Raw genomic sequence first — 22,522 nt, forward strand, 5'->3', positions numbered from 1 at the left:
AGGTCAATAGTTGGGCAAAAAGTTACTTTAGAGCGGCAAAAGTGCCTGGTTTTCGAGCTGTAAGGGCAAAAAGTTACTCTAGAGCGGCAAAAGTGCCTGGCTTCGGGGCTGTAAGGGCAAAAAGTTACTCTAGAGCGGCAAAAGTGCCTGGCTTCGGGGCTGTAAGGGCAAAGTTACTCTAGATCCGCAAAAGTGCCTGGCTTCGGGGCTGTAAGGGCAAAAAGTTACTCTAGAGCGGCGTAAGTGCCCGGCTTCGGGGCTGTAAAGGCAAAAGTTACTTTAGAGCGGCAAAAGTGCCCGGCTTTCGAGCTGTAAAGGTAAAAAGTTACTTTAGAGCGGCAAAAGTACGCTGCATTGGGGCTGTAAGGGCAAAAAGTTACTCTAGAGCGGCGTAAGTGCCTGGCTTTCGAGCTGTAAGGGCAAAAAGTTACTCTAGAGCGGCAAAAGTGCCTGGCATTGGAGCTGTAGAGGCAAAAAGTTACTCAAGAGCGACGTAAGTGCCCGGCTTCGGGGCTGTAAGGGCAAAAAGTTACTTTAGAGCGGAAGAGCGGATTAAGCTCCTGTTAAAATTTTTCTTTAATCCTATTTGATAACGCTATCATTGGTAAAAACCATTTAAGGAGGTTTCCGATGCATCCAATATCGGCCCATCAGATTCGAAAATCGTCATTCAGCGTTTTTCTGGCGATGTGTTTGCTCTTGAGCACGGTGCTGGCAAATACGGCGGCGCCTGGCAGAGCCAATGCCGAAGGCCCGGACCCGGCGCAGCGCGTGCCGGTCAATCCCTACCCGAGCCCCGCGGTGGACAGCGCGCTGGCCAAGCACGATCTGACCGCCGCTCCCAGCCCGCTGGACAATCCGCTCAAGGGCTTCGCCCCGTTTTATCCGTGGGACAACGAGACGTCGCTTCCCCACAGCCTGGAATGGTTCTACGTTCCGCTTAAGGCGGTCATGAACGGCCCGAATTCCTTTACGTTCGACTCGGGCATCGAGCCGCAAGCTGAATGCGATTGCCGCCAGAGGCAATCAGGCGGTGCTTCGCGTCTATCTGGAGTACCCCGGAGAGGCAGACGCGATCCCGCAGTTCATGCATGACGACGGCATCGCGATTCGACACAACGACGCCTTCAACCAGGACGAACCTGATTACGACGATCCGCGCATGGTCGCGTATTTGACCGACTTCATTCAAGCGTTCGGCGCCAAATACGACGGCGACCCGCGCATCGGCTTCATCCATATGGGCCTCGTCGGCCTCTGGGGCGAGTGGCATACGTGGCCGTACGACACGGATACGAGCAGCGACAGCTACCCGGACCATATGCCGAACGCCACGACGATCAACGCCATTTTTAACGCCTACGACACGGCCTTTAATCACACGAAATTAGAGGTTCGCAATCCCGGCCTGCCGGGCGCGGGCGATTATAATTTCGGCTATCATGACGATTCGTTCGGCTTCAAGGAAGGGAATCCGCTGCAGAGCGTAACCCAGCCGGAGAGCATGGGCGGCGCCTACTATTCGTTCATGACGCAGATGCTGGATGCCGGTTCGGAAAACAAATGGATCGCGGAATCGATCGGCGGCGAAGTCCGTCCCGAGATTCAGGAGCGATTCTTCAGCGGCGGCGCCGACGTCGACGACGCGATCGACGACATCGAGCTTACGCATGCGACGTGGATGATCAACCATAAGGGCATCGGCAGCTACAACGCGAACGATGCCGCGGTGGCTGCGGGCATCCGCAAGATGGGCTACGATCTGAACGTGAAGCGCGCTTATTACAACAATGTGGCCCAGGGCGATCCGCTCAAGGTCGGCGTGACCATTCAGAATAACGGCGTGGCGCCGTTCTCTTATCCGTGGAAGGTACAGCTGGGCGTCAAAAACGCGTCCGGCAAGCTGGTCAAGCAATGGGACACGGCATGGGACATCACGAAGGTGCAGCCTGCGCAAATCCGCACGTATCCGGAATGGAACGTCGACGGCAATCCGAAGTACGTGCCGTTCGGCGAGCCGTATTATTTCGATGCGACCATCGACGATCCGGCCTTAAGCGACGGTTATTATTACCTGGTCATGAAAGTCGTCAATCCGCTCGAGGCGATCAGCAGCAAAGCGAAACGGGTGGGATTCGCGAATACGGATCAGGACAAGGAAGGCTGGCTCAATCTCGGGACCGTGCTGATGGGGGACTGCGCGTCGCCATGCACGCCGCCGCCGACAACGCCTCCGCCTCCGCCGACGAAGCTGCTCGTCGATAATTACGACGGGACGCCGGCCTGGTCGGCCAGCACGCAGAACGATCTGAATCAATGGACCGGCTCCAGCAACTTCGCGAACGGGAACGGCGCGGGCGTCGTTGAAGACGGCGCGCTCATCCTTCAGTATCAGAACATGTCCCGGCTCGAGACGAATATCGGCCGCAACCTGGCCGCTGCGAGCAAGCTTGTCATTCGGGCGAAAGGCGCCGTGGGCGGCGAAGAAAGCCAGCTCAACCTCACGATCGGCGGCGTTACGAAGACGCTCGGCCAATTCAGCGGCGACACCGTTACGACAAGCTATAAAGATCTCGTGATCGATCTGCCGGCCAACGGCGTCGATCTGTCGCAGACGATCTGGAGCATCGCCCTCGCGCAAGCGACCTGGAATACGACGGGCACGATCTATATCGATGAAATTTACTTCACGGACAAATACGAATCGGATACGGAGACAGGCGGAAATGGCAATGGAAACGGTCCGGACACGCCGACGAATCCGGGCGCCGGCACGCCGGGGCTGATCGAAGACTTCGAGTCCTATGCGAACGATGCGGCTATCGGTCAAGCGTGGACGGAAGCCTGGTCGGACAAGCCGGGCTCGGTGACGAGAGCGCTCGGCCAAGCGAGCGGGAGCAAGGGCCTCCGGCTGTCCGTCGCCACCGCGGATTCGGAGTGGGCGAATATCATCCACGCGATTCCGGCAGACAAGCGGGATTGGTCCCGCTATGACGGCTTAAGCTTCTGGGTGAACAACACGACGAGCGACAGCAAGGATTTCAGCTTGAACGTCGCGCTTGAGACACCCGTCGCCAAGGGAGAGTTCGGGTTAAAAGACGGCGGATCGGCCTGGACGCTCGCCGCCGACGGAAACTGGCGCGCATCGGCGTTTAACGGCGCTTCGCTCAACGTTCCTGCGGGCTTCAGCGGCGTCGTCCGAATCCCTTGGGATCAATTCGTTCAAGCCGCCTGGCAGTGCGACGGCGATCAGACGGCATGCGCGGCCGCGCTGGACCCGAGCGAGATCGACGGACTCCAGTTCGGCTTCCCGCCCAAGGGCTACATCCACAATGTCGTCACGATCGACGACATCGCGCTCTATCGGGCGGATCGCATTTTAGACAACTTCGATACCTATGCGGACGATGCCGCGCTGCAGAACGTCTGGAAGATCGACTGGGAGGACGGGAATCCGTCCGCGCTGCGGACGATCGACAAGACCAATGCCGCAGACGGCGCGCAGGCGATGAAATTTTCCGTTGTTCCGCCGTCCGGCAAGCCCGCGTCCAATTGGGTCAATATCAAGCGCGCGGCGTTTACCGGGACGGACACGAACTGGACCGACTACGACGGACTGACCTTCTGGGTGAACAATGCGTCGCCGAGCGGCAAAAGCATGGATCTTAACGTAGCGTTGGTTACCGACGCGTCGAAGGGCGAGTTCTCCTTAAAAGCCGGAGCCGCCGTCAAGTTCTACAACGCTGCGGACGGCTGGAAGGCGACCGCCCTCGGCGGAGGTTCGCTGTCGATCGCGGCGGGCTACAAGGGCATGGTCCGCATTCCTTGGGATGCCTTTTCCCAATCGTCCTGGCAGGGCTGCGGCGCTTGCGACGCCGCATTCGACAGAAGCAAGGTGCTGCAAATTCAGTTCGGCTTCGGCCCGGCCAGTCAATCGGACAATGTCCTCACGATCGACGCGCTTGGCTTGTATGCGCTGGCGGGCAGAACGAGCGGCGGCGACGGCGGTCCATCCGGACCGGAGCCTGTGGACCACCCGAGCGCGCCGGCCTGGGCGACGGCAGAGGGGACGCATGCGCTCGCGTACAGCCAGGCACCCGTAGACAATCCGCTCAAGGGCTTCCTTCCTTTTTACGATGCGTCCGAGGAAGCGTACTTCACGGCAGGCGACGACTGGAGAGACCGTCCGACCCAGCTGCCGTACAGCATGGAGTTTTTCTACCTGCCGCTGAGCAAGCTGATGAACAACCTGAACGATTTCGATTGGACGGAGCTCGACAAACGGCTGGAAGCGGTGGCGGCCAGAGGCAATCAGGCGGTGTTCAGAGTGTATCTGGACTATCCGAACAAGCCTTCGGGCATTCCGCAATTTCTGATCGACGAAGGGCTGAAGACGTTTGCCTATGAAGGCTACGACAACGGCAAGGATGCCACGAGCCTGGCGCCCGACTACAACGACGAACGCTTGATGGGCGCTCTGGACCATTTCATCGGCGCGCTTGGCGCGCGTTATGACGGCGATCCCCGGATCGGATTTATCATGATCGGCCTGATCGGCTTCTGGGGAGAGTGGCATACGTACCCGTATGACGGGAACTTAAAATCGCCCAACCTCATGCCGACCGACGCCAACCTCAAGCGCGTGCTGACCGATATGGACGATGCGTTCGACAGCACGCAGCTTGTGCTGCGGTATCCGATGGACAACGGCACGCTGACAACGACGAATTTCGATGTCGGCTATCACGACGATTCGTTCGCGTTCCAGACGCTGCCGCCGAGCCTCGGCGGTCAAAGCTGGCACTTCTGGGGCCGCATCAAGGATGCGTCGGCAACCGAGTTCTGGAAGACGAACAGCATGGGCGGTGAGATGCGGCCCGAGATTCAGGTGAAGATGTGGAACAACGATCCGCCGCGGTACAACGAACCGGCGACGCCGATCGAAGGCGCGCAAGGCGAGGATTATTACACGAGCCTCAACCTGACCCACGCTTCCTGGCTGATCGCGCAGGGTATCTTCCAGACGCCGCTGGCCCAGGATCCGCTTGCGAGAGCGACGGAAGGCTCGCGCAAAATGGGTTACGAGTATAATGTGCCGACGACTTATCTGGATGCGGCGGGCGGAATTCTGAAGGTTGGCGTAGAACTGGAGAACAAAGGCGTGGCACCCTTCTACTATAATTGGAAGGTTGAGCTCGCGGCTCAAGCGGACAACGGCATCGTTAAAATATGGGAGCCGGGTTGGGATCTAAAGGACCTGCTGCCCAATACAAACGGCTTCGACGGCAATAAACTGTTCGAGTCTACGAGCAATCCGGAACTGGGCAACGGAAGCTATCAAATTCTGTTGCGTTACGTGAATCCGCTCGAGCAGATCAATGCGGACGCCAAGCCGTTCCGCTTTGCGAACGCCGAGCAAACTGACGGCGGATGGCTAAATCTCGGCAGCGTCGTCGTGTCCGGCAGCGCCGCCGAGGCGCCGGCTAGAGTGACCGGCATCGCCTCGGATACCGCGGAGCAACTGCGATTGGCGCCGGGCAAAAGCGCGCAGATCAGCGTCGCTGCAGCGCCGGCAGAAGCTAGCAACACAAGAGTCGTGTGGTCCTCGGCAGACCCGGCGGTCGCCTACGTATCTGCGGCTGGTTTGGTTAAAGCTGTTGGCGTCGGCCGGACCGTGATCACGGCCAAGACTTCGGACGGTAACTTCGCGAAGCAGTTCCAGGTGACCGTGTCTTCCGAGACCGAGCCGGAGACCAACCCGCCTTCCGGCGGCACGAACGTAACGCCTTCGACGCCGGCGCCGGAGCAGACGAAGGATGGCGTCAAGCTGGGGCAGGACGCCGTGAAGACGACGCAAACCAAAAATGCGGACGGCGTCGCCGAAACAACCGCGACGATCGATGCAAAGCGGCTTAAAGAGGCTTTCGACGCGCTCGCGAAGCAAGCGTCGGCGACCTTAAACGCGGTCACGATCGACGTGAAAAACGACGGCGGCAGCGTGAAGGTAGAGATTCCGTCGTCCGCGCTGATCGATGCCGCGGGCAAACTGCCGGGCGCGTCCATCGTCGTGCAGACGGATTTGGGAAGCTACAAGGTGCCTGTCCCCGTTCTGGGATTGTCTTCGATGGCGGAAAAGCTGGGCGTAAGCGCCGATGCAATGACCGTCCGAATCGAGATCAACAAAGTGGCAGGCGCGGCGGCAGAATCCTTGTCCGCACAAGCAGCTAAGGATGACCTGATCTTGCTTGCCCCTGCGCTGGCATACAACATCTTTGCGGAGGCGAACGGAAAATCCGTCGAGCTCGCGGACTTCGGCAGCACTTACGTCGAGCGAACGGTGATCCTGTCCGGAAAGGTGGATCCATCGATAACGACAGCGCTGCTGTACGACCCGGCTGCAGGCACCTTCCGTTTTGTACCGGCCGTCTTCCGGACGAGCGGCGACCGTACGGAAGCCGTGATCAAGCGGAACGGGAACAGCATCTACGCGGTGGCGTCCGGCAGCAAGACTTTCGCCGATCTGAACGGTCACTGGGCCAAGGCGGATATCGAATCGCTGGCTTCGAAGCGGATCGTCAACGGAGATTCGTTGAACCGCTTTTCGCCCAATCAATCGATCACGCGCGCGGAATTCGCGGCCCTGCTCGTTCGCTCGCTCGGTTTAAATTCGCCGGCTGCGGCAGCTTCGTTCAGCGATGTCTCCCAAGCGGACTGGTATAACGGTGCGGTCGAACAGGCGGTGAATGCGGGTATCGTCGAGGGCTATCAGGATGGTACATTTAAACCGGACGACCGGATCACCCGCGAACAGATGGCGGTCATGCTGTCCAGAGCGTTAAAGTATGCGGGCTCATCCACGCAGGCAGGCGATGCCCAAGAGACGATTCTCGCGAAGTACGCGGACAAGGACGCGATCGGCACATGGGCCAAACCGGCCGTCGCCGGGCTGCTTGCCGCCGACATCATGCACGGTAGATCGGCAACGACGATCGATCCCGGCGCGAGCGCAAGCAGAGCCGAAGCGGTCGTTTTGCTCAAACGGTTTTTGCAGCGCGTTCAATTTATGAACTGAATGTTTGGAGCCTCGGCAGGAATCTGCCGGGGCTTTATACAATTGAATGGTATCCATGTTCAATTTCCGGGGGAGACAGGCCTAAGATGAAAACCATCCATCGTATTTTGCTGCTATGTTCGTTCATCGCGTGGGTCGCGGCTGCCTCGGCTTGCAAAGGCGCGCCGGAGCATGGCGAATCCACGGGCGCGGACGTGCCGCAGCCTTATGTCACGTTAAGCATGATCATGCCGGGGGGACGAGTCGGCGCGCATGCGGGAGTTCGTCGACAACGAGCTGAACGCGCGCTTGAAGCAGGAGCTCAACATGAAGCTGGAATTGACGTATATCCCCTGGGCGGACTATCAATCCAAGGTCGAGCTTGCGCTGTCCACCGGGGAGAACTACGATTTGTTCTGGTACGGCACCTCGTTCGTATCGGATTACAAGACGAAGGGGTATATCCAGCCGCTCGATACGCTGCTTCGGACGTACGGACAGGATCTGACGGCGAAAATCCCGGCGGACAACTTCAAGCAGTACGAGATGGACGGCAGCCTGTGGGCGATTCCTTCCCAGGCATTCACCTCGGCGGGCAAGTTCACGTCGGTGATGGTGCGCCAGGATCTGCTGGAGTCGGTCGGCATGAAGAATATCCGCACGATCGCCGATTTAGAAGCTTTTTTATACGAAAATGCATGCGCGAGATCCGAGCTACTACGGGTACCTGGAGAACGATCGCGGTCAGGACGTCCTCTGGCGGGAGCTGTCGGATCAGCCGCTCACCTTCCTCGATGAAAACCAGATGTTCGCCGTGAACGAGAATACGGGCGAGCTGGTCGATTATCTGGAATCCGATCTGTACAAGAAGGTCTCGGAAGTTCGCAAGCGCTGGGTGGACATCGGGGTCATCGACAAGCGTCTCGCCGGCAACAAGGCGGCCAACATCGATCAGGAGGACGCGGGCAAGCTGCTGTTCCGGGTGGGCGCCGTCTCCCGGGCGATGGAGAACCTGCAGACGGTGCAGAACGCGGACCCCGCTGCCAAGCTTAGGGAATATTACCTCGCCCCGGACAAACCGAAATACATCGTGGCGCCGTCCAACGAGGCGGTTATGATTCCGGCCAAGGCCCTCCACCCGGAGCGCGCCATGCAGTTTATGAACTGGATCCTGCAGAGCAAGGAGCACTACAACTTCATCATTTATGGCGTTGAAGGCAAGGACTATCGGATCGAAAACGACAAAATCCAGCTGCTCACGAACGACCAGTTCATGTACGAGTGGATGTGGCGCAACAAAAATTACTTCATGCCGGCGACCAACGTGGACGACTCCGTCGTGGAGGATATGCTGCATAACGACGACAATGCGCGGATCTCGAAAATTTTCGGTTTTCATTTTAACCAGGAGCCGGTCAAAAAAAGAGTATGCCAAAGTGCTCGCGGTTTACAACGAAAAGTTCCTGCCGATCAACCTCGGCATCGTCGGTTATGACCAGGCATTTCCGGGTTCGATGGAGGCGCTCAAGAAAGCCGGCTACGACAAAGTCTGGGTGGAATTCAAGCGACAATATGCGGATTTTAGAGCGTCGCAGACCTCCCGCGCGGATCGGGAGGGAGCGAAGTGAAATCCAGCATTTTCACGAGGATGGTACTTGCGCTGCTTCTGCTGCTGACGCCGATCATCGCGCTGTACGCCTACTCGAACCATACGAGCTCCAGCGTGCTGAAAAGGGAAATCGTGAAGGCAAAGCGTACGCAGGTCGAGACGTTCGTCGGGCAGCTCGGTCAGATGTTCGCACAATACGATTCCTATCAAAAGATGCTGTACGAGAGCACCGAAGTCCGCAATCTGGCCTATCCGGACTTGCTGAACGACGATCTGCTCTATTACCGCACGCTTAAGACCGTGTCCGAGGAGATCAGCAGGCTGGCGGGCTACGGGCGGTGGAAGGGCATCATCGCGGTCGTCTACCCGAAGACGGGGGTGGTGATCAAGAGCAACTCCAGCCTGGGCGCCGTGCCCGCGGAGCTGCCGGACAAGGACGGCTTCTGGAGCTACCGGACGGGGCCGAAGGGCAACGCCTATTTTATCGAGACGATCTCCAATCCGGCCAAGAGCGCCAGGGAAGAGGAGGCGGACCTGACGGTCGTCGCGAAGGTGGACGAAGGGGAGATCAAGAGCGATCTGTCCGAGATGAAGAGCAACGGGCTGGAGGATCCTTTTCTATACAAGCCGGGGGGACAACCCGATCTACAATTATACGGCGAATCAGGCTTTGATCCGGGAGCTGCTGCCCGAGCTGGATCCGGTCGCCGCGGAAGAGGGCTTCGAGCCGCTGCTTATCCGGACGAGCGGGGGCACGTACCAGGTGCATATGGACATGGTGCAGCCGCTGGGCTGGTACCTGGTGGATTACGTGCCGATCGACACAATCATGGCGCCGATCAAGCGCAGCCAGACGATGTTCTACTCGATCAGCGGCATGATGCTTTTTATGGCGTGCATCCTGAGCTTTTTGCTGTACCGGAGCATCCGGATTCCGTTCCGCAAGCTGATGCAGGGCATGAACTTCATCGAGAAGGGCATCTATACGAGCCGGATGAAGGACCCTCCGAAGGGGGGAGTTCCGCTACGTCTATCAGAAGTTCAACTCGATGGCCGCAAGAATCGAGGAGCTGATCGAGGACGTGCTGAAGGAGCAGATCCGGACGAAGGAAGCGAACGTCAAGCAGTTGCAGTCGCAGATCAATCCGCATTTCCTCTACAACACGCTGGCGTACATCAAGAGCATGGTCGAGCTCGAGGAAAAGGAAGCGGCCGTCTCGATGACGATGAATTTGAGCCGGTATTACCGCTATACGACCAAGCTCAGCAGTAGCTTCGCGACCATCCAGGAAGAGCTTAGCCTGATCGAAAACTACTTGGACATTCACCGCTTGCTGACGGACGACTTCGAATACGAGATCGACATCGATCCGGCGTTGCTGAAGATGGAGATCCCTCGTCTCTCGCTGCAGCCGTTGATCGAGAACGTGATCGTGCATGCGTTCAGAAAACCGGTGAAGTACGGCAGCGTCCGCATCCGGGGAACGCTGGAGGATGGCGGCCTCGCGCGGCTTACGGTCGACGACAACGGCACGGGCCTCGCGCCGGCGCAGCTGGAGGCGCTGCAGACAAAGATCCGCACGGCGCCGAGCGACCAGATCGACGCCGGCCTGCACAACGTCCACCAGCGGCTCATGCTGCTGTTCGGCAAAAGCTCCGGGCTGTTCCTCAGCCACTCGGAGCGGGGCGGGCTGTGCGCGGAGCTGGTATGGCAGGTGCAGGAGGATAAGGAAGCGGAGTGATGGAGGCCACCGCTGCGGGTGCGGTGCGCGAAGCCATTTCAGCGCTGCCCATCCCCTGCCAAACGGCTGTCTCGACAGGTCATAAAGCGACCTGAGAGACAGCCATTGTTTTGTTTGCCGGTACTGCCCGACCCCGGACAGCGAATCTAAAAAAAGATGGTTTAGATCTTAAAATCGGGGCCTATCGACGCGCAAAACGCGTGATTTATGATGATATCGTAAGCGCTTACCAAGATATTCGAGTCAGGCGGGTGATGGTCCGTTCGTTTGCGTTGTCATGGAGCGCAGTCGCGTGACCGTACCGGAAAGGGGGGCGAGGAGCAGGGACGGCGGGCAGGCTCGCCGGACGCTTCGGCAACATATCCCATGCGAACAGGAGTGAACGATGTGGTGTGGAACGCAAGAATCGCAAGGCCCGCAAAGCCAACGCTCGTTTTGATAATCGTTGTTCTGATCGGCACGATGCTGTTCATGAACCTGAAACCTCCGCACGCGGCCGCCTCGGGCGAATGGCAGGCTCAGACGTACGACCCGAACAAGCCGGGGCTGGAGCAGAATCCGCTCAAGGGCTTTTTGCCCTTTTCCAAACAGCCTTCCGAGAGCGTGGATCCGAACAACAGCTTCCCGCACAGCATGGAGTGGTTTTACGTCTCGCTGCGCGATCTCATGACGGGCTGGAACACGTACAACTGGGCGCCGCTGGACGCGTATCTGAACGATATCGCGAGCCGGGGCAACCAGGCGGCGTTCCGCGTCTACGTCGACTACCCGGGACGCACGACCGGCATTCCGCAGTTTCTGATCAACGGCGGTCTGCTGACGCGCGATTACGACCAGAACGGCAACCACGACACTTCGACGCACAGCCTGGCGCCCGACTGGAACGACGCCAACCTGAACACGGCGTTGCGCCAGTTCGTCGCCGCGCTCGGCGCCCGCTACGACGGCGATTCGCGGATCGGCTTCGTGACGGCGGGGCTGTACGGCTTCTGGGGCGAGTGGCATACGTGGCCCTACGACGCCGCCCCGAACGATTGGCGGATGAACCAGACGAACATGGACGCGCTGCTGACGGCGTTCAAGGACGCGTTTCACACGACGCAGGTGCTGGCCCGGTATCCGTACTCCGCGAGCACGGCGACGCTCAAGAACGCCTTCGGGTACCATGACGACTCCTTCGCTTACGCGACGTTGTTCGAGACGGACTGGGACTTCTGGAATCTGATCACGCAGAACGGCGTGCAGAACATTTGGCAAACGCATCCGATCGGGGGCGAGCTCTATCCGCCGCTCCAGCAGGATACGAGCTTCTGGCAGACTTGGCCCAACCAGAACGGGCAGAACTACCAGACCTCGGTCGAGACGACGCATGCTTCCTGGATGATGTACGACAGACTGTTCAAAACGTCGCTGCCGAACGCCACCGCCTCGGCCAACGCGCTGCGGGGGCACAAGATGCTGGGCTATACGCTGTACAACTCCGGCGTGCAGCTGCCCGATTCGCCGGCGTCCTCGCTGACGGTCAACGTCAAGCTGCAGAACAAGGGCGTAGCGCCGTTCTACTATAATTGGCCGGTCGAGTTCGGCGTGCTGAACGCCTCCGACGTCTGGGTCAAATCGCTGGGCACCGCAAGCTGGAATCTGAAAAGCGTGTTGCCGGGCGGCGCGGATTACAGCTTTGCCTTCAGCGCAAGCCACAATCTGCCCGCCGGCGACTATAAGCTGGTCATGCGCGTCGTCAACCCGCTGTCGAACGGCAAGCCGCTTCGCTTCGCGAACACGCGGCAGGACGCCAACCGCAGCGGCTGGCTGACGCTGTCGGGCTTCCGCGTAACCGCGAGCGCCACGACGTCCACGACGCTGGCCGATCCGCCGCTGACCGGCGGGCCTACGCCAACGCCGACACCAACCCCAACCCCGACACCGACACCGACACCCACCCCAACCCCGACCCCGACACCGACACCGACACCGACACCGACACCAACCCCAACCCCGACGCCAACCCCGACGCCGACGCCGCCTGCAGGCACGACTGTCTATGAAGCAGAAGCGTCGGGCAACACGCTCGTTAGCCCGGCTGCCGTCTCGAGCTGCGCGACCTGCTCCGGCGGCAGCAAGGTCGGCTACGTCGGCAACGGCAGCGGCACGCTGCGGTTCAACGGCGTGACGGCGCCTGCCGCCGGCGATTATACGCTGACGATCTACTACTTGAACGGCGACGCGAGCCGCTCAGCCTCGCTTAGCGTGAACGGCGGCGCGGGCGCGTCGATCAGCTTCCCGAGCTCCGGCGGCTGGACGACGGTCGCATCGAAGACGACGACCGTGCATCTGCAGGCAGGTGCCAACACGCTGCTCTTTTCCCAGACGACCGGCTATGCGCCCGACTTCGACCGTATCGTACTGAGCGCTAGCGGCGGCGGAGGCGGCGTAACGCCGCTTGTCTTCGACAATTACGACAATGCCAACCAATACAACACGCTGCACACGAACGATATGGGAGGCGGCTATTGGGGAGACGGCACGATATCGAGCAACGGCTCCGAGCTGTCGCTTAACGGCGTCAGCTGGTGGGACGCCACGTTCAGCGCCGCCGAGACGAACGTCGACCTGTCCGCCTACATACCTCGTCTACGTCGTGAAGAGCGGCACGAACGGCGCCTCTTTTAACGTGACGATGTGGGACGCGGGAGGGGCGAAGGGGACGAAGACCGTCACCGCGACGACCGGCTACCAGACGATCCGCATTCCGCTCGCCGACTTCGCGGGCTTCGACAAAGCGACGGCCAGGAAGTTCAAGCACGGCGCGTTTTCGGGCAGCTTTACGATCGACGAGATTCGTTTCGAATAGCGGTATGATCCAAGGCGAAGTGGACCTGAGAGCCGCTATATTAACAATCGAGTTCGTTTTGGAGCGTCTTGCGGACCCCATATCCGTTATCCTCGATAAACAGTATGAAAGCAGGCGTTTTAGGAGGAAATTACGGCACTGGAGTCCGCGGAGCATGAAAAATGCAAGCAGTTTGCAACAATAGCGGACGGTGAGTCCGCTACGAAACCAGCAAGTCGAAAACAAGCCGGCGCGCGACTCACCGCGTACCGGCTCTTTGCCGTCGGAAGCGCGCCGCATCAAGCGAACCCCCCATCGATTAATAGACTTCTCCCCGGCAGCGTGCCGACTTGCTCGGTCATCAATTTCGTTGGGAGGAGAGATCGAGGAGATCCGTCCCGGCGACGTCGTTTTTATTTTTATTGAACGGGAATCGCCCAGCGGCGAAAACTATTCGCAATAGCCGGGGCCGATTAAAGACGAGGAACGACAGTCAGCCGTTTCTCGTCTTTTCCTGATTCGCCGTCGTGATCGTCTTCTCGTAATGGCGGGAGGCGTCCTCGCCAAGCGCGACGCAGGTGCACATGTACAGCAGATCGATGATCGTGATCTGGCCGGTGATGAGCGGCATGTCGATGTTGAGGAACATGTTCGCATTGCGCGACGTCGTGTAAAGGTTGTAGTCGCAGGTCTTGGAGAGCGGGGTGATGGCGTAGTCGCTCAGTCCGACGACAGTCACGCCGTTTTTCTTCGCAAGGCGCGCCGCCTCGACGACGTTCTCCGTGCGTCCGGAGGAGGAGATGACGAACAGCAGGTCGTCCTCCGTCAGCAGGGCGGCCTGCATCTTGTACAACGTCGAATCGATGTCGGAGGCGCAGTTCAGTCCGATCCGGAAGAAGCGGCTGTAGGCATAGCGCGCGCACAACCCGGAAGAACCCGCCCCGATAAAACACAGCTTTTTGGCCTTGATCATCTGCTGGACGACCATCTCGATCTCGGAGATGTTCATGATGGCCAGGCTGTCTTCAAGCACCTTAAAGGCAAGATTGTATACGTTCTCGGCGATGCCCTGCGTGGATGTCTCCTGTCCGACCGTCAGATTCTGAATGATCGTCCCGACATTGTTATTGTTGATGACATCGTAGATCAGGCTTGCCTTGAACTCCCGGAAGCCCGTGTAGCCCAGCTTGCGGCAGAGGCGGTCGACGGTCGAATAGCTGGCGTCGCTGGCGACGGCGAGCTCCTCCATTGTCTGGGCGGTGACGAGTTCCGCATGGTCCAGAATATAGTTTGCCACGCGATGTTCCGCCGACTTGAGGTTGTTCAGGATGCTCTGAATACGTAGAATGCATCCGCCTTTGGATACGAGCATGGACTTCATAGCGGCTCCGTTCTATCTCCGCGGTCCGTTCGTTGCGTGCGGCCGGAGATGATATTCGATATCGCATCAATAGATGAATGATGAATTAAATCATATCATAAAAAAGGTTTATTCAAAAAGATAAAATAAGATAATTTATATCATAATTTTATTATTACTAAACCAAGCCGATTTCCGTAACGCACCCTAATAATCCTTTATATATAAAGGTATTTTAAATTAGGTCATAAGTATTTTTTTAATAATTGATATCTTATATATCTAAAATCAAAATAAAAATTTGATAATTGATATTTACTATATCGTAAAAGGAATGCTATTCTTTACCTGAAGAACAAGGCGCAAAACAAGATAAAGAATCGACACGGGATTTAGGGCCGCATGAACGAAACGCGTACGTCCTGCCATACGGAGGGGATAGCCACAAACAATATCGAATCAATAGAAAGCGCTTACCTTTCAAGCTTCATTCATTTCATCATCAGAGCCGCCAGGTGAAAGGAATGTGAGATCGATGAAACAGATTCAAGGAGATGTTGCTCGTCGTACGGAACAAATAACCGCTCATCGATGGAGCGCCGCGCAGCGGATCGGGGGAGGGCGTCAAAAGGTTCAAATCGCAGATCACGCTGCAGGCGATGGTGCTGCCGGGAATCGTCTGGCTGATTATCTTCATGTACATTCCCATGTATGGCATCATTATCGCCTTCAAGGATTACCGGATTTCGGAGGGGTTCTTCTCCGGCGCCTGGGTCGGTTTCAAGCATTTCGAAGCGTTCTTCTCCGATCCGTTCGCCATCCAGGCGATCAAGAACACGCTGATCATTAGCGGTCTCAAGCTCGTCTTCGGCTTCCCCGCACCCATCCTGTTCGCCCTCCTGCTCAACGAGATCCGTTCGCTCGCCTTCAAACGGATCGCGCAAACCGTATCCTATCTCCCGTTTTTTTATCTCCTGGGTCGTCATGGTGTCGCTCATGCAGACGATGCTGTCGCTGGACGGACCACTGAATTCGATCCTGCTGCAGATGGGGATCATCTCGGAGCGCATCAGCTATCTGTCGCAGCCCGAGCTGTTCCGGGCGATCGCGGTGCTCTCAGACCTGTGGAAGGGCGTAGGCTGGGGATCAATCATCTACCTGGCCGCCATCGCGAGCATTCCCCAGGAGATGTATGAATCCGCTTACATGGATGGGGCCAACCGATTCCGCCGCATCATCCATATCACGATCCCGTCCATCATGCCGACGATCGTCATCCTGCTCATCCTGTCGGTCAGCGGCATCCTGGGCTCGAACTTCGAGCAGCACTTCCTGCTCGGCAACAAAATGGTATCGGAGACGGCGGAGACGATCGATACGTACGTGTTCCGAACCGGGGTGCAGTCGGGCCGCTATTCGTATGCCACCGCGATCGGCCTGGCGACTTCGATCGTGTCGTTCTGCCTGCTGCTCGCGGCGGACAGGACCGCCCGAGTGATGACGCAGGGCGAAAAAGGACTGTTTTGAAGAAAGGAGGCCGACGATGTTCAAACGAAGCCCGGGCGACAAAGTGTTCGATACGTTCCTTTACGCGTTTATGGTGCTGCTGACCCTCGCGTTTTTGTATCCGTTCTGGAAGGTCATCGTCATGGCGTTTAACGAGGCGAACGATACGTCGCTTGGCGGTACGCTGCTGTGGCCGCGGAAGTTCACGCTGCAGAACTTCAAGGTTGTTTTCCAGAACGACCTGATCTACAGCTCATACCTCATTACGATATCCAGAACGGTGCTCGGTACGATCACAAGCGTCGTTGCAACCGCTTTATTCGCTTACGGACTGTCCAAGAAGAAGCTGATGTTCCGCAATTTCTACCTGACGCTTTGCTTCATTACCCTGTTCTTCAGCGGCGGGCTCATTCCTAGCGTCATCAACATGACCAATCTCGGCTTCTCCAACAATTATCTCGTCTATATCATCCCCGCGATGTACGGCATCATGGCGATGATCATCATGAAGTCGTTTTTCAACTCGCTGCCCGCCGCCCTCGAGGAGTCTGCGATGATCGACGGGGCCAACGACTTTTCCATCTTCTTCTGGATCGTCTTCCCGAGCTCCATGCCGGTCATCGCGACGATCGGGCTGATGAATGCGGTCTCGCAGTGGAACGCCTGGATCGACGCCTACATCTACATCTCCAAGGAATCGCTGATGCCGGTACAGCTCGTGCTGCAAAGAGTGATCCAGGGATCGAGCGCGGCATCGGAGATTACGAAGATGGTGTCGAGCGACGAGATTTTGTCCAGACGCGTCACGCCTTATTCGATTCAGTTGGCGACGATCGTCGTCGCGATCGGACCGATCATATTGATCTATCCTTTTTTTTCAGAAATTTTTTGTCAAAGGCTTTCTGATCGGCGCCATGAAGGAGTAGTTCCTTTTGGAAGCTCAGTCGCCAGTATCCGTACTGCCGACTCTTCAAACATATAAGGAGGTCACTATGGTGAACAAAAGAAGATTGACAATCGCCGCGAGCGCGCTGGCGCTCATGCTGACGGCTTGCGACGCCGGGAAAAGCGCGTCAAGCTCCGAATCCGCCCCGCCGAGCTCCGGCTCCGCCTCGCCTTCCGGCGCTTCGAGCGCCGCCCCGTCCGCTGGCGCAAGCGCAGGGGAGAAGGTGTCCTGGGACATCACGAAAAACGTGGACGACAGCTTCCCGTTCGACCAATACGTGCAGGACGAAAAAGCAAAATGGAACGTCGGCCGCAACGTCGACTTCACCTGGTACTTCAACTACAACCACCATCTCACCACGAAGCCGTGGACCGAATACGAGGCGCTCAAGACCGTCGCCGAGATCACGGGCATCAACGTCACAGGGTCGATACCGAGCGGCGATCCCAACGAGAAAATCCATCTGATGATGGCGACCAACGACATGCCGGACCTCATTACGCTTCCCTTCGGCGACGCCGCAGGCGAGGAGCTGATCAAGGGCGGATACGTGTACTCGCTCGACGAGCTGATCGACAAGTACATTCCGGATTTCAAGAGCGAGGTGCCGCAGGTGCTGCGGGAGATCGGCACTTACGAGGAGATCGACGACCGGATGTGGAGCATCTCCGGCGTCACGAACCCCGAGTGGCTGCTCAAGGAGAAGAAGGACCCGATCATCGGCAACTTCTCCTACAGCGTGCGCAAGGATATCTGGAATGAGCTCGGCCATCCCTCCATCGCGACGCCGGACGATCTGTACAACACCTTGAAGCTGTTCAAGGAAAAGTACCCGACGATCGACGGCAAGACGTCGATCGGCATCAGCGGTTGGGGCAAGGGCGAAGGCGCGCTGTCGACGATCGGCTACTCCTTCGGCATCCACGACATTTACTGCGACGAAGCCGGCAGCGCCTGCACCGTCAAGTATATGAACCCCAACTATCCGGACTTCATCGCCTACATGAACAAGCTGTTCCGCGAAGGGCTGCTGGACCCCGAGATCTTCGTTAAGGACGAACAGCAGGTGAGCGAGGACCTCGCGACGAGCGCGTTCATGCTGCCTTACGTCTATCACGCGGCCGGATCGGCCAACACCATCCTCGACGCCAAGAAGCCGGACAGCCACTTCATCGCCATCCCGCCGATGTCCGCCACCGGCAAGCCGTTCAGCTTTCCCGGCCAATCCCGCATGGGGGGGCGCGACGCAGACCTTCATCACCAAGAAAAACAAGGATCCCGAAGCCGCTATCAAGCTCATCCGCTACGGATTCAGCACGACGGGTACGATGCAAATCAGCCAGGGCAACCCCGGCAAGCACTATCAAGTGAAGGACGGCGTGTACTTCAGACCCGAGGCGGAGGCCAAAGAGGTTGAAAAAGACGTGACGGCTTACCAGAACAAGACCGGCATCTGGGACTATTATTCGCTCTGGTATCAGCCGATGCCCGGCCAGCGCAGCGACTCCCCGGACAACATCGCGTACGATATCCCGAATTCGGTTCCCTACGCTTATGACTCAACCAACGAATCGTATCGCATGACGCCGAGCGGCTCTTCCGACGAGGGCATCGCGCTCACGACCGTGACGAAGCTGGCGGACAACGTGATCAAGGCGATCGCGGCGCCGACCGCCGAGAAGTCCGCGCAGGTCCTGGACAAAATGCTGGCCGACATGAAGAAGGTTAAAAATTACGACAAGCTCGAAGCCTTCATGACCGACCGCTACAAGAAAAACGTCGAGCGATTCGGCGACCCGATCTACTGATCGCCGGCTGCGATTCGTAAGCGACTATTCAATAGAAGGAAGGAATACCGCCATGACCGCTAAACATCAGATGACGATGCTGACGCCGGCCGTCAGTTGGAGAGACGGCCTGCCCTGCGGCAACGGCGCGCTGTGCGCGTCGGTGTACGGCAACATCTCTCCGGAGACCATCCAGTTCAATCACGATTCCCTGTGGTACGAAGCGACGCAGTCGCCGCTGCCCGATGTCTCGGATACGCTTGCGGAAGCGCGGCGGCTCGCCCTTGCGGGCCGCTTCGCCGAAGCGAACCGGCAAATGACCGAGGCGCTGAGCGAGCGCGGCTTCGTATCGGGATTGCCGATCCTGCATCCCGCCTTCGACCTGAAGATCGTCATGCACCAGAAGCAGGGGTTCGCCGCGTACCGGCGAACGCTCGACTTCGAGACCGGGCAGGCGACCGTGACTTGGAAAGACGGCGATGTCGACAAACGCCGGGACTTCTTTATCAGCCACACCGACGACGTCGCCGTTCTGCGGATTCAGTCCGGGGATCGCAGCGTGGACGCCGGATTTCAGCTGTGCGAGCACAATCTGAGCGATTCGGTGCAGATGGACGGCGTTCCCAAGACGCCGCCTCTCGAATTCAAGTCCGAGGTGCGCGGCGACAAGCTCGTCCTGCGCGTGAACGGCTCCATGGGCGGCGAGTACGGGGCGGTGCTCCGCACGGTCTGCGGGGCGGGCGAGCGCCGGTTCGCCCGCGAGCTGTCGTGGACGGAGCAGCTGTCCTCGCTGAACGTCATGTGGAACCTGCCGATCGAATCGCACGAGACCGAGAAGATCGTCGGCGCGGCGGAGATCGTGGCGATCGTCGGCGTCTATGTCAACACGGACGATCCCGAGCGCGAGATCGAGGCGCTGTGCCGCCGTCTGGACGCGCTGCCTGCCGACTACGACACGCTGTTCGAGCGGCACGCCGTCGTGCACCGCGAGAAGTTCCTTCGGTGCGAGTTCGTCCTCGGCGATGTAGCCGCCAAGGACGCCGCCGAAGCCGCTCCTGCGCCGAACGAAATGCTGCTGTTGGAGGCCTATCAAGGCGTCGCACCTCTCAAACTGGTCGAGCGCATGTTCGACATGGGCCGCTATCTGCTGATCGCCTGCTCCACGGGCGACTGCCTCCCGCCGACGCTGCAGGGCACCTGGAACGGCGACTATTATCCGCCGTGGAACAGCTTCTACGTCCACAACGAGAACACCCAGATGTATTACTGGCAGGCGCTGGCTGGCTCGCTCCCCGAAGTGACGGGAGCCATGTTCGGCTACTTCGAGGATCGGATCGCCGATTACCGGGAGAACGCGCGCAAGCTGTTCGGCTGCCGCGGCATCTTCATCCCGCTCACCGCGGCCGCCGACACCGGCCTGATCCGCGACGGACAGCCGCACGTGCTGCACTTCATCGGCGTCGCCCCCCTGGATTGCACAACATTTCTACGACTACTACCTGTACACGCGGGACGAAGCCTTCCTACGGGACCGAGCCGTTCCGTTCATGCGGGAGGTCGCCCTGTTCTATGAGGATTATCTGCTGCGGGACGAGGAAGGCTGCGTGCTCGTCGTGCCGTCCAACTCGCCGGAAAACGCGCCGAGCGAGGATATCGCGGGCGAGGTGGACCTCAGCGTCATGATGAATCCGGGCGTGCCGCTCACGATCAACTCCACGATCGATACGGCGCTCGTCCGCGAGCTGCTGGGCAACCTGTGCGAAGCGTACGACACGCTCGGCCTACCGCAAGCGGATACCGCCGTCTGGCACGATATCGTCGCACATCTGCGTCCCTTCCGGATCAACGAGGACGGCGCTTTGGCGGAGTGGATTCACTCGGACCATCACGATAACTACGCGCATCGCCATCTGTCCCACATTTATCCGGTATTCCCCGGCTTCCAGATTACGAAGGAGGAGCAGCCCGAGCTGTTCGAAGCTACGAGAGTCGCGATGGAAAAGCGAATGTCGATCGGGCTCGAGGCGCAGACCGGCTGGTCGCTTGCGCATCAGGCCGGCATCTATGCGCGGATGGGCGAGGCCGCCAAGGTGCAGACGTGCTTCGATCTGCTCGCCCGGACCTGCGTCGGCGCGAATCTGTTCACCTACCACAACGACTGGCGCAACATGGGCGTCACGCTGCGCGTCTCGCTCGGCAAGGGGGGCGCCGTACCAGGTTGACGCCAATATGGGTATCAGCGCGGCCGTGCTTGAAGCGCTCGTCTTCTCGACGCCGGACACGGTGAAGCTGCTGCCGGCGCTGCCCGAACGCTGGGCGAGCGGCCGCATCGGTCGCGTCGGCTGCCGTAACGGGGCGTCCGTGACGCTGGCTTGGGATCAAGCGCAGCGGACCCTGGACGTCGAGCTCGCGACGACGGTCGAAGGCGCTTTCTCGCTGATGTTGCCGGAGGGTTATGCGATCGCAGATTTGCACGACGGCCTGGTTGACCGGGGCGACGGAATTTACAACGTGGAAGGAAAGCCGGGCAGCCTCTGGCGCTTCGTCGCCAAAGACGCAGTCCGCGAATCAAGCCGATCATGACTGCCGTGCACAACCATCGGCGCGGACTGCGCCGAACGATCGAATGCATCGAGCGCGGGGAGTTGACGATCGGCTTTCTTGGAGGCTCGATCACCGACGGCAGGGCGCGGCAAAACTGGCCCGAGCCGGTGATCGCCTGGTTCGTCGATTGCTTCCCCGGCCTCAAGGTGAACGTCGAGAATGCGGCGATCGGGGCTACCGCAAGCAATCTTGCCGCCTTCCGCTGCGAGCGGGACATTATTCGCCGCGGCTGCGATCTCGTATTCATCGAATATGCCGTCAACGACCAGGGGCTGCCGGCCGCCCGGCGCATGCGGGCAAGAGAGGGGCTGCTGCGCCAATTGCTCTCCGGGGGAAGGTCGCGACATCGTGATCGTCTATGCGTTCGAGCAAGGCTGGTATGCGGATATGATGAACGGCGTATCGCCCCCGTCGGTCGCCGAATTCGAACGGCTCGCCGGGCACTACGGCATCGGCTCCGTCTGGATGGGAATGCATGCCGCTGGCGAAGTGACGAGAGGCGGGATGAGCTGGGAGGAATGGCTGCCGGACGGACTTCATCCGTCCGTCCGGGGGGGAGTCTGAGCTATGCGCAGAGCGTGACGTCCTTTTTGAATCGGGAGCTGCTGGATGCCCCGGATCCGGGGGGCGCATATGCCTGGCCCGAGCGGCCCGCACCGCTCGATACCGATCTGTGGGAGCATGTGTCGCTGCTGGACTTTTCGCTGATCGAGCGGCAAGGGCCATGGACGGTTCGGCGCTGCCTGAACAACCCCTGGATCGATCGGACGCTGGAGACCGCGGCCGTCGGCGCGCGCTTGGCTTTTACCTTTACCGGACGCGGGCTCGCGCTCGGATTCGACTACGGCAAAGCCTCGTCGGAATACATGATCCGGCTGGACGGGGACGAGTGGACGACGACCAGGCGCGATCGTCCGGACTGGTGCGGCAACGACGGCGTGTTCTGGACCGATGTCGTCTCGGATGATCTGCCGGCGGGCAAGCATCGCTGCGAGTTGGTCGTCGTGCACGGGGACCGGCCGGAATGCAAGGGGACGAACTTCCGTCTCGGATTGATCGGCATTATTCAATAAAACAGCTTTATTAG

19 protein-coding genes are annotated in these 22,522 nt (G+C 59.0%); 17 read left to right on the plus strand and 2 right to left on the minus strand.

From position 1 onward, the window contains the following. Window positions 1–630: 630 nt before the first annotated feature. From OMP40_RS35060 to OMP40_RS35100, 9 genes are all read left to right on the plus strand, one after another. Window positions 631–1,095, plus strand: a complete 465-nt coding sequence (locus OMP40_RS35060; RefSeq protein WP_277538428.1) for a hypothetical protein — start codon at window positions 631–633, stop codon at window positions 1,093–1,095. Further along, on the plus strand, window positions 1,034–7,072 hold the full coding sequence (locus tag OMP40_RS35065) for an S-layer homology domain-containing protein (protein WP_277538430.1): 6,039 nt from the start codon (window positions 1,034–1,036) through the stop codon (window positions 7,070–7,072). Before OMP40_RS35060 ends, OMP40_RS35065 begins: the two co-directional genes overlap by 62 nt. 252 nt (window positions 7,073–7,324) lie before the next feature. Continuing rightward, window positions 7,325–7,849 (plus strand): extracellular solute-binding protein, encoded by a 525-nt coding sequence (locus OMP40_RS35070; protein ID WP_277538432.1) that lies wholly within the window; start codon window positions 7,325–7,327, stop codon window positions 7,847–7,849. After that, entirely contained in the window at window positions 7,746–8,546 is an 801-nt protein-coding gene (locus tag OMP40_RS35075) for a hypothetical protein (protein WP_277538434.1), read from the plus strand. The genes OMP40_RS35070 and OMP40_RS35075 overlap by 104 nt, the downstream gene beginning before the upstream one ends. Beyond that, a complete protein-coding gene (locus OMP40_RS35080; RefSeq protein WP_277538437.1) occupies window positions 8,488–8,679 on the plus strand; it encodes a DUF3502 domain-containing protein in 192 nt (63 codons plus the stop codon). Before OMP40_RS35075 ends, OMP40_RS35080 begins: the two co-directional genes overlap by 59 nt. Then, complete coding sequence (locus tag OMP40_RS35085) at window positions 8,676–9,734, plus strand: hypothetical protein (protein ID WP_277538439.1); 1,059 nt, start codon at window positions 8,676–8,678, stop codon at window positions 9,732–9,734. Before OMP40_RS35080 ends, OMP40_RS35085 begins: the two co-directional genes overlap by 4 nt. Beyond that, window positions 9,710–10,402, plus strand: coding sequence for a sensor histidine kinase (locus tag OMP40_RS35090; protein ID WP_277538440.1), 693 nt, complete (start codon window positions 9,710–9,712; stop codon window positions 10,400–10,402). Before OMP40_RS35085 ends, OMP40_RS35090 begins: the two co-directional genes overlap by 25 nt. A gap of 471 nt (window positions 10,403–10,873) precedes the next feature. Beyond that, the gene (locus tag OMP40_RS35095) at window positions 10,874–13,072 is read left to right on the plus strand and encodes a DUF4832 domain-containing protein (RefSeq protein ID WP_277538442.1); all 2,199 of its coding nucleotides are present in this window, start codon (window positions 10,874–10,876) and stop codon (window positions 13,070–13,072) included. 1 nt (window position 13,073) lies between these two features. Then, complete coding sequence (locus tag OMP40_RS35100; RefSeq protein WP_277538444.1) at window positions 13,074–13,253, plus strand: hypothetical protein; 180 nt, start codon at window positions 13,074–13,076, stop codon at window positions 13,251–13,253. A gap of 472 nt (window positions 13,254–13,725) precedes the next feature. Here the strand turns inward: OMP40_RS35100 and OMP40_RS35105 are convergent, their stop codons facing one another. Both OMP40_RS35105 and OMP40_RS35110 read right to left on the minus strand, forming a co-directional pair. After that, window positions 13,726–14,613 carry a MurR/RpiR family transcriptional regulator gene (locus OMP40_RS35105; protein WP_277538446.1) on the minus strand — a complete coding sequence of 296 codons (888 nt, stop codon included), beginning with the start codon at window positions 14,611–14,613 and terminating at the stop codon, window positions 13,726–13,728. Between the two features lie 470 nt (window positions 14,614–15,083). Continuing rightward, window positions 15,084–15,590: a hypothetical protein gene (locus tag OMP40_RS35110; RefSeq protein ID WP_277538448.1), complete on the minus strand. Its 507-nt coding sequence runs from the start codon at window positions 15,588–15,590 to the stop codon at window positions 15,084–15,086. Here OMP40_RS35110 and OMP40_RS35115 point away from each other — a divergent pair. From OMP40_RS35115 to OMP40_RS35150, 8 genes are read left to right on the plus strand one after another with little or no spacing between them, the layout of a single operon-like run. Further along, the gene (locus OMP40_RS35115; RefSeq protein ID WP_277538450.1) at window positions 15,577–16,119 is read left to right on the plus strand and encodes an ABC transporter permease subunit; all 543 of its coding nucleotides are present in this window, start codon (window positions 15,577–15,579) and stop codon (window positions 16,117–16,119) included. The genes OMP40_RS35110 and OMP40_RS35115 overlap by 14 nt on opposite strands. Before the next feature lie 16 nt (window positions 16,120–16,135). Continuing rightward, window positions 16,136–17,080, plus strand: coding sequence for a carbohydrate ABC transporter permease (locus OMP40_RS35120; protein ID WP_277538452.1), 945 nt, complete (start codon window positions 16,136–16,138; stop codon window positions 17,078–17,080). A 10-nt stretch (window positions 17,081–17,090) separates the two neighbouring features. Then, window positions 17,091–18,461 (plus strand): type 2 periplasmic-binding domain-containing protein, encoded by a 1,371-nt coding sequence (locus OMP40_RS35125; protein WP_277538454.1) that lies wholly within the window; start codon window positions 17,091–17,093, stop codon window positions 18,459–18,461. After that, on the plus strand, window positions 18,373–18,852 hold the full coding sequence (locus OMP40_RS35130) for a type 2 periplasmic-binding domain-containing protein (protein ID WP_277538456.1): 480 nt from the start codon (window positions 18,373–18,375) through the stop codon (window positions 18,850–18,852). Before OMP40_RS35125 ends, OMP40_RS35130 begins: the two co-directional genes overlap by 89 nt. Before the next feature lie 52 nt (window positions 18,853–18,904). Further along, a complete protein-coding gene (locus tag OMP40_RS35135; RefSeq protein ID WP_277538458.1) occupies window positions 18,905–20,404 on the plus strand; it encodes a glycoside hydrolase N-terminal domain-containing protein in 1,500 nt (499 codons plus the stop codon). Beyond that, entirely contained in the window at window positions 20,331–21,053 is a 723-nt protein-coding gene (locus OMP40_RS35140) for a glycosyl hydrolase family 95 catalytic domain-containing protein (RefSeq protein ID WP_420872130.1), read from the plus strand. Before OMP40_RS35135 ends, OMP40_RS35140 begins: the two co-directional genes overlap by 74 nt. A 7-nt stretch (window positions 21,054–21,060) precedes the next feature. Continuing rightward, window positions 21,061–21,414, plus strand: coding sequence for a glycoside hydrolase family 95-like protein (locus OMP40_RS35145; protein ID WP_277538462.1), 354 nt, complete (start codon window positions 21,061–21,063; stop codon window positions 21,412–21,414). Further along, entirely contained in the window at window positions 21,411–22,508 is a 1,098-nt protein-coding gene (locus OMP40_RS35150) for an SGNH/GDSL hydrolase family protein (protein ID WP_277538464.1), read from the plus strand. Before OMP40_RS35145 ends, OMP40_RS35150 begins: the two co-directional genes overlap by 4 nt. The last annotated feature ends 14 nt before the right edge of the window (window positions 22,509–22,522 follow it).

Source organism: Cohnella rhizosphaerae (genome assembly GCF_029525575.1).
Taxonomy (GTDB): domain Bacteria; phylum Bacillota; class Bacilli; order Paenibacillales; family Paenibacillaceae; genus Cohnella; species Cohnella rhizosphaerae.

Bases quoted from the DNA above. Each gene is read 5' to 3' on its own strand.
- OMP40_RS35060 (WP_277538428.1), top strand. From the start codon at position 631: ATGCATCCAATATCGGCCCATCAGATTCGAAAATCGTCATTCAGCGTT.
- OMP40_RS35070 (WP_277538432.1), top strand. From the start codon at position 7,325: ATGCGGGAGTTCGTCGACAACGAGCTGAACGCGCGCTTGAAGCAGGAG.
- OMP40_RS35075 (WP_277538434.1), top strand. From the start codon at position 7,746: ATGCATGCGCGAGATCCGAGCTACTACGGGTACCTGGAGAACGATCGC.
- OMP40_RS35090 (WP_277538440.1), top strand. From the start codon at position 9,710: ATGGCCGCAAGAATCGAGGAGCTGATCGAGGACGTGCTGAAGGAGCAG.
- OMP40_RS35095 (WP_277538442.1), top strand. From the start codon at position 10,874: ATGAACCTGAAACCTCCGCACGCGGCCGCCTCGGGCGAATGGCAGGCT.
- OMP40_RS35105 (WP_277538446.1), bottom strand. From the start codon at position 14,613: ATGAAGTCCATGCTCGTATCCAAAGGCGGATGCATTCTACGTATTCAG.
- OMP40_RS35115 (WP_277538450.1), top strand. From the start codon at position 15,577: ATGGTGTCGCTCATGCAGACGATGCTGTCGCTGGACGGACCACTGAAT.
- OMP40_RS35110 (WP_277538448.1), bottom strand. From the start codon at position 15,590: ATGAGCGACACCATGACGACCCAGGAGATAAAAAAACGGGAGATAGGA.
- OMP40_RS35120 (WP_277538452.1), top strand. From the start codon at position 16,136: ATGTTCAAACGAAGCCCGGGCGACAAAGTGTTCGATACGTTCCTTTAC.
- OMP40_RS35125 (WP_277538454.1), top strand. From the start codon at position 17,091: ATGGTGAACAAAAGAAGATTGACAATCGCCGCGAGCGCGCTGGCGCTC.
- OMP40_RS35130 (WP_277538456.1), top strand. From the start codon at position 18,373: ATGCAAATCAGCCAGGGCAACCCCGGCAAGCACTATCAAGTGAAGGAC.
- OMP40_RS35135 (WP_277538458.1), top strand. From the start codon at position 18,905: ATGACCGCTAAACATCAGATGACGATGCTGACGCCGGCCGTCAGTTGG.
- OMP40_RS35145 (WP_277538462.1), top strand. From the start codon at position 21,061: ATGGGTATCAGCGCGGCCGTGCTTGAAGCGCTCGTCTTCTCGACGCCG.
- OMP40_RS35150 (WP_277538464.1), top strand. From the start codon at position 21,411: ATGACTGCCGTGCACAACCATCGGCGCGGACTGCGCCGAACGATCGAA.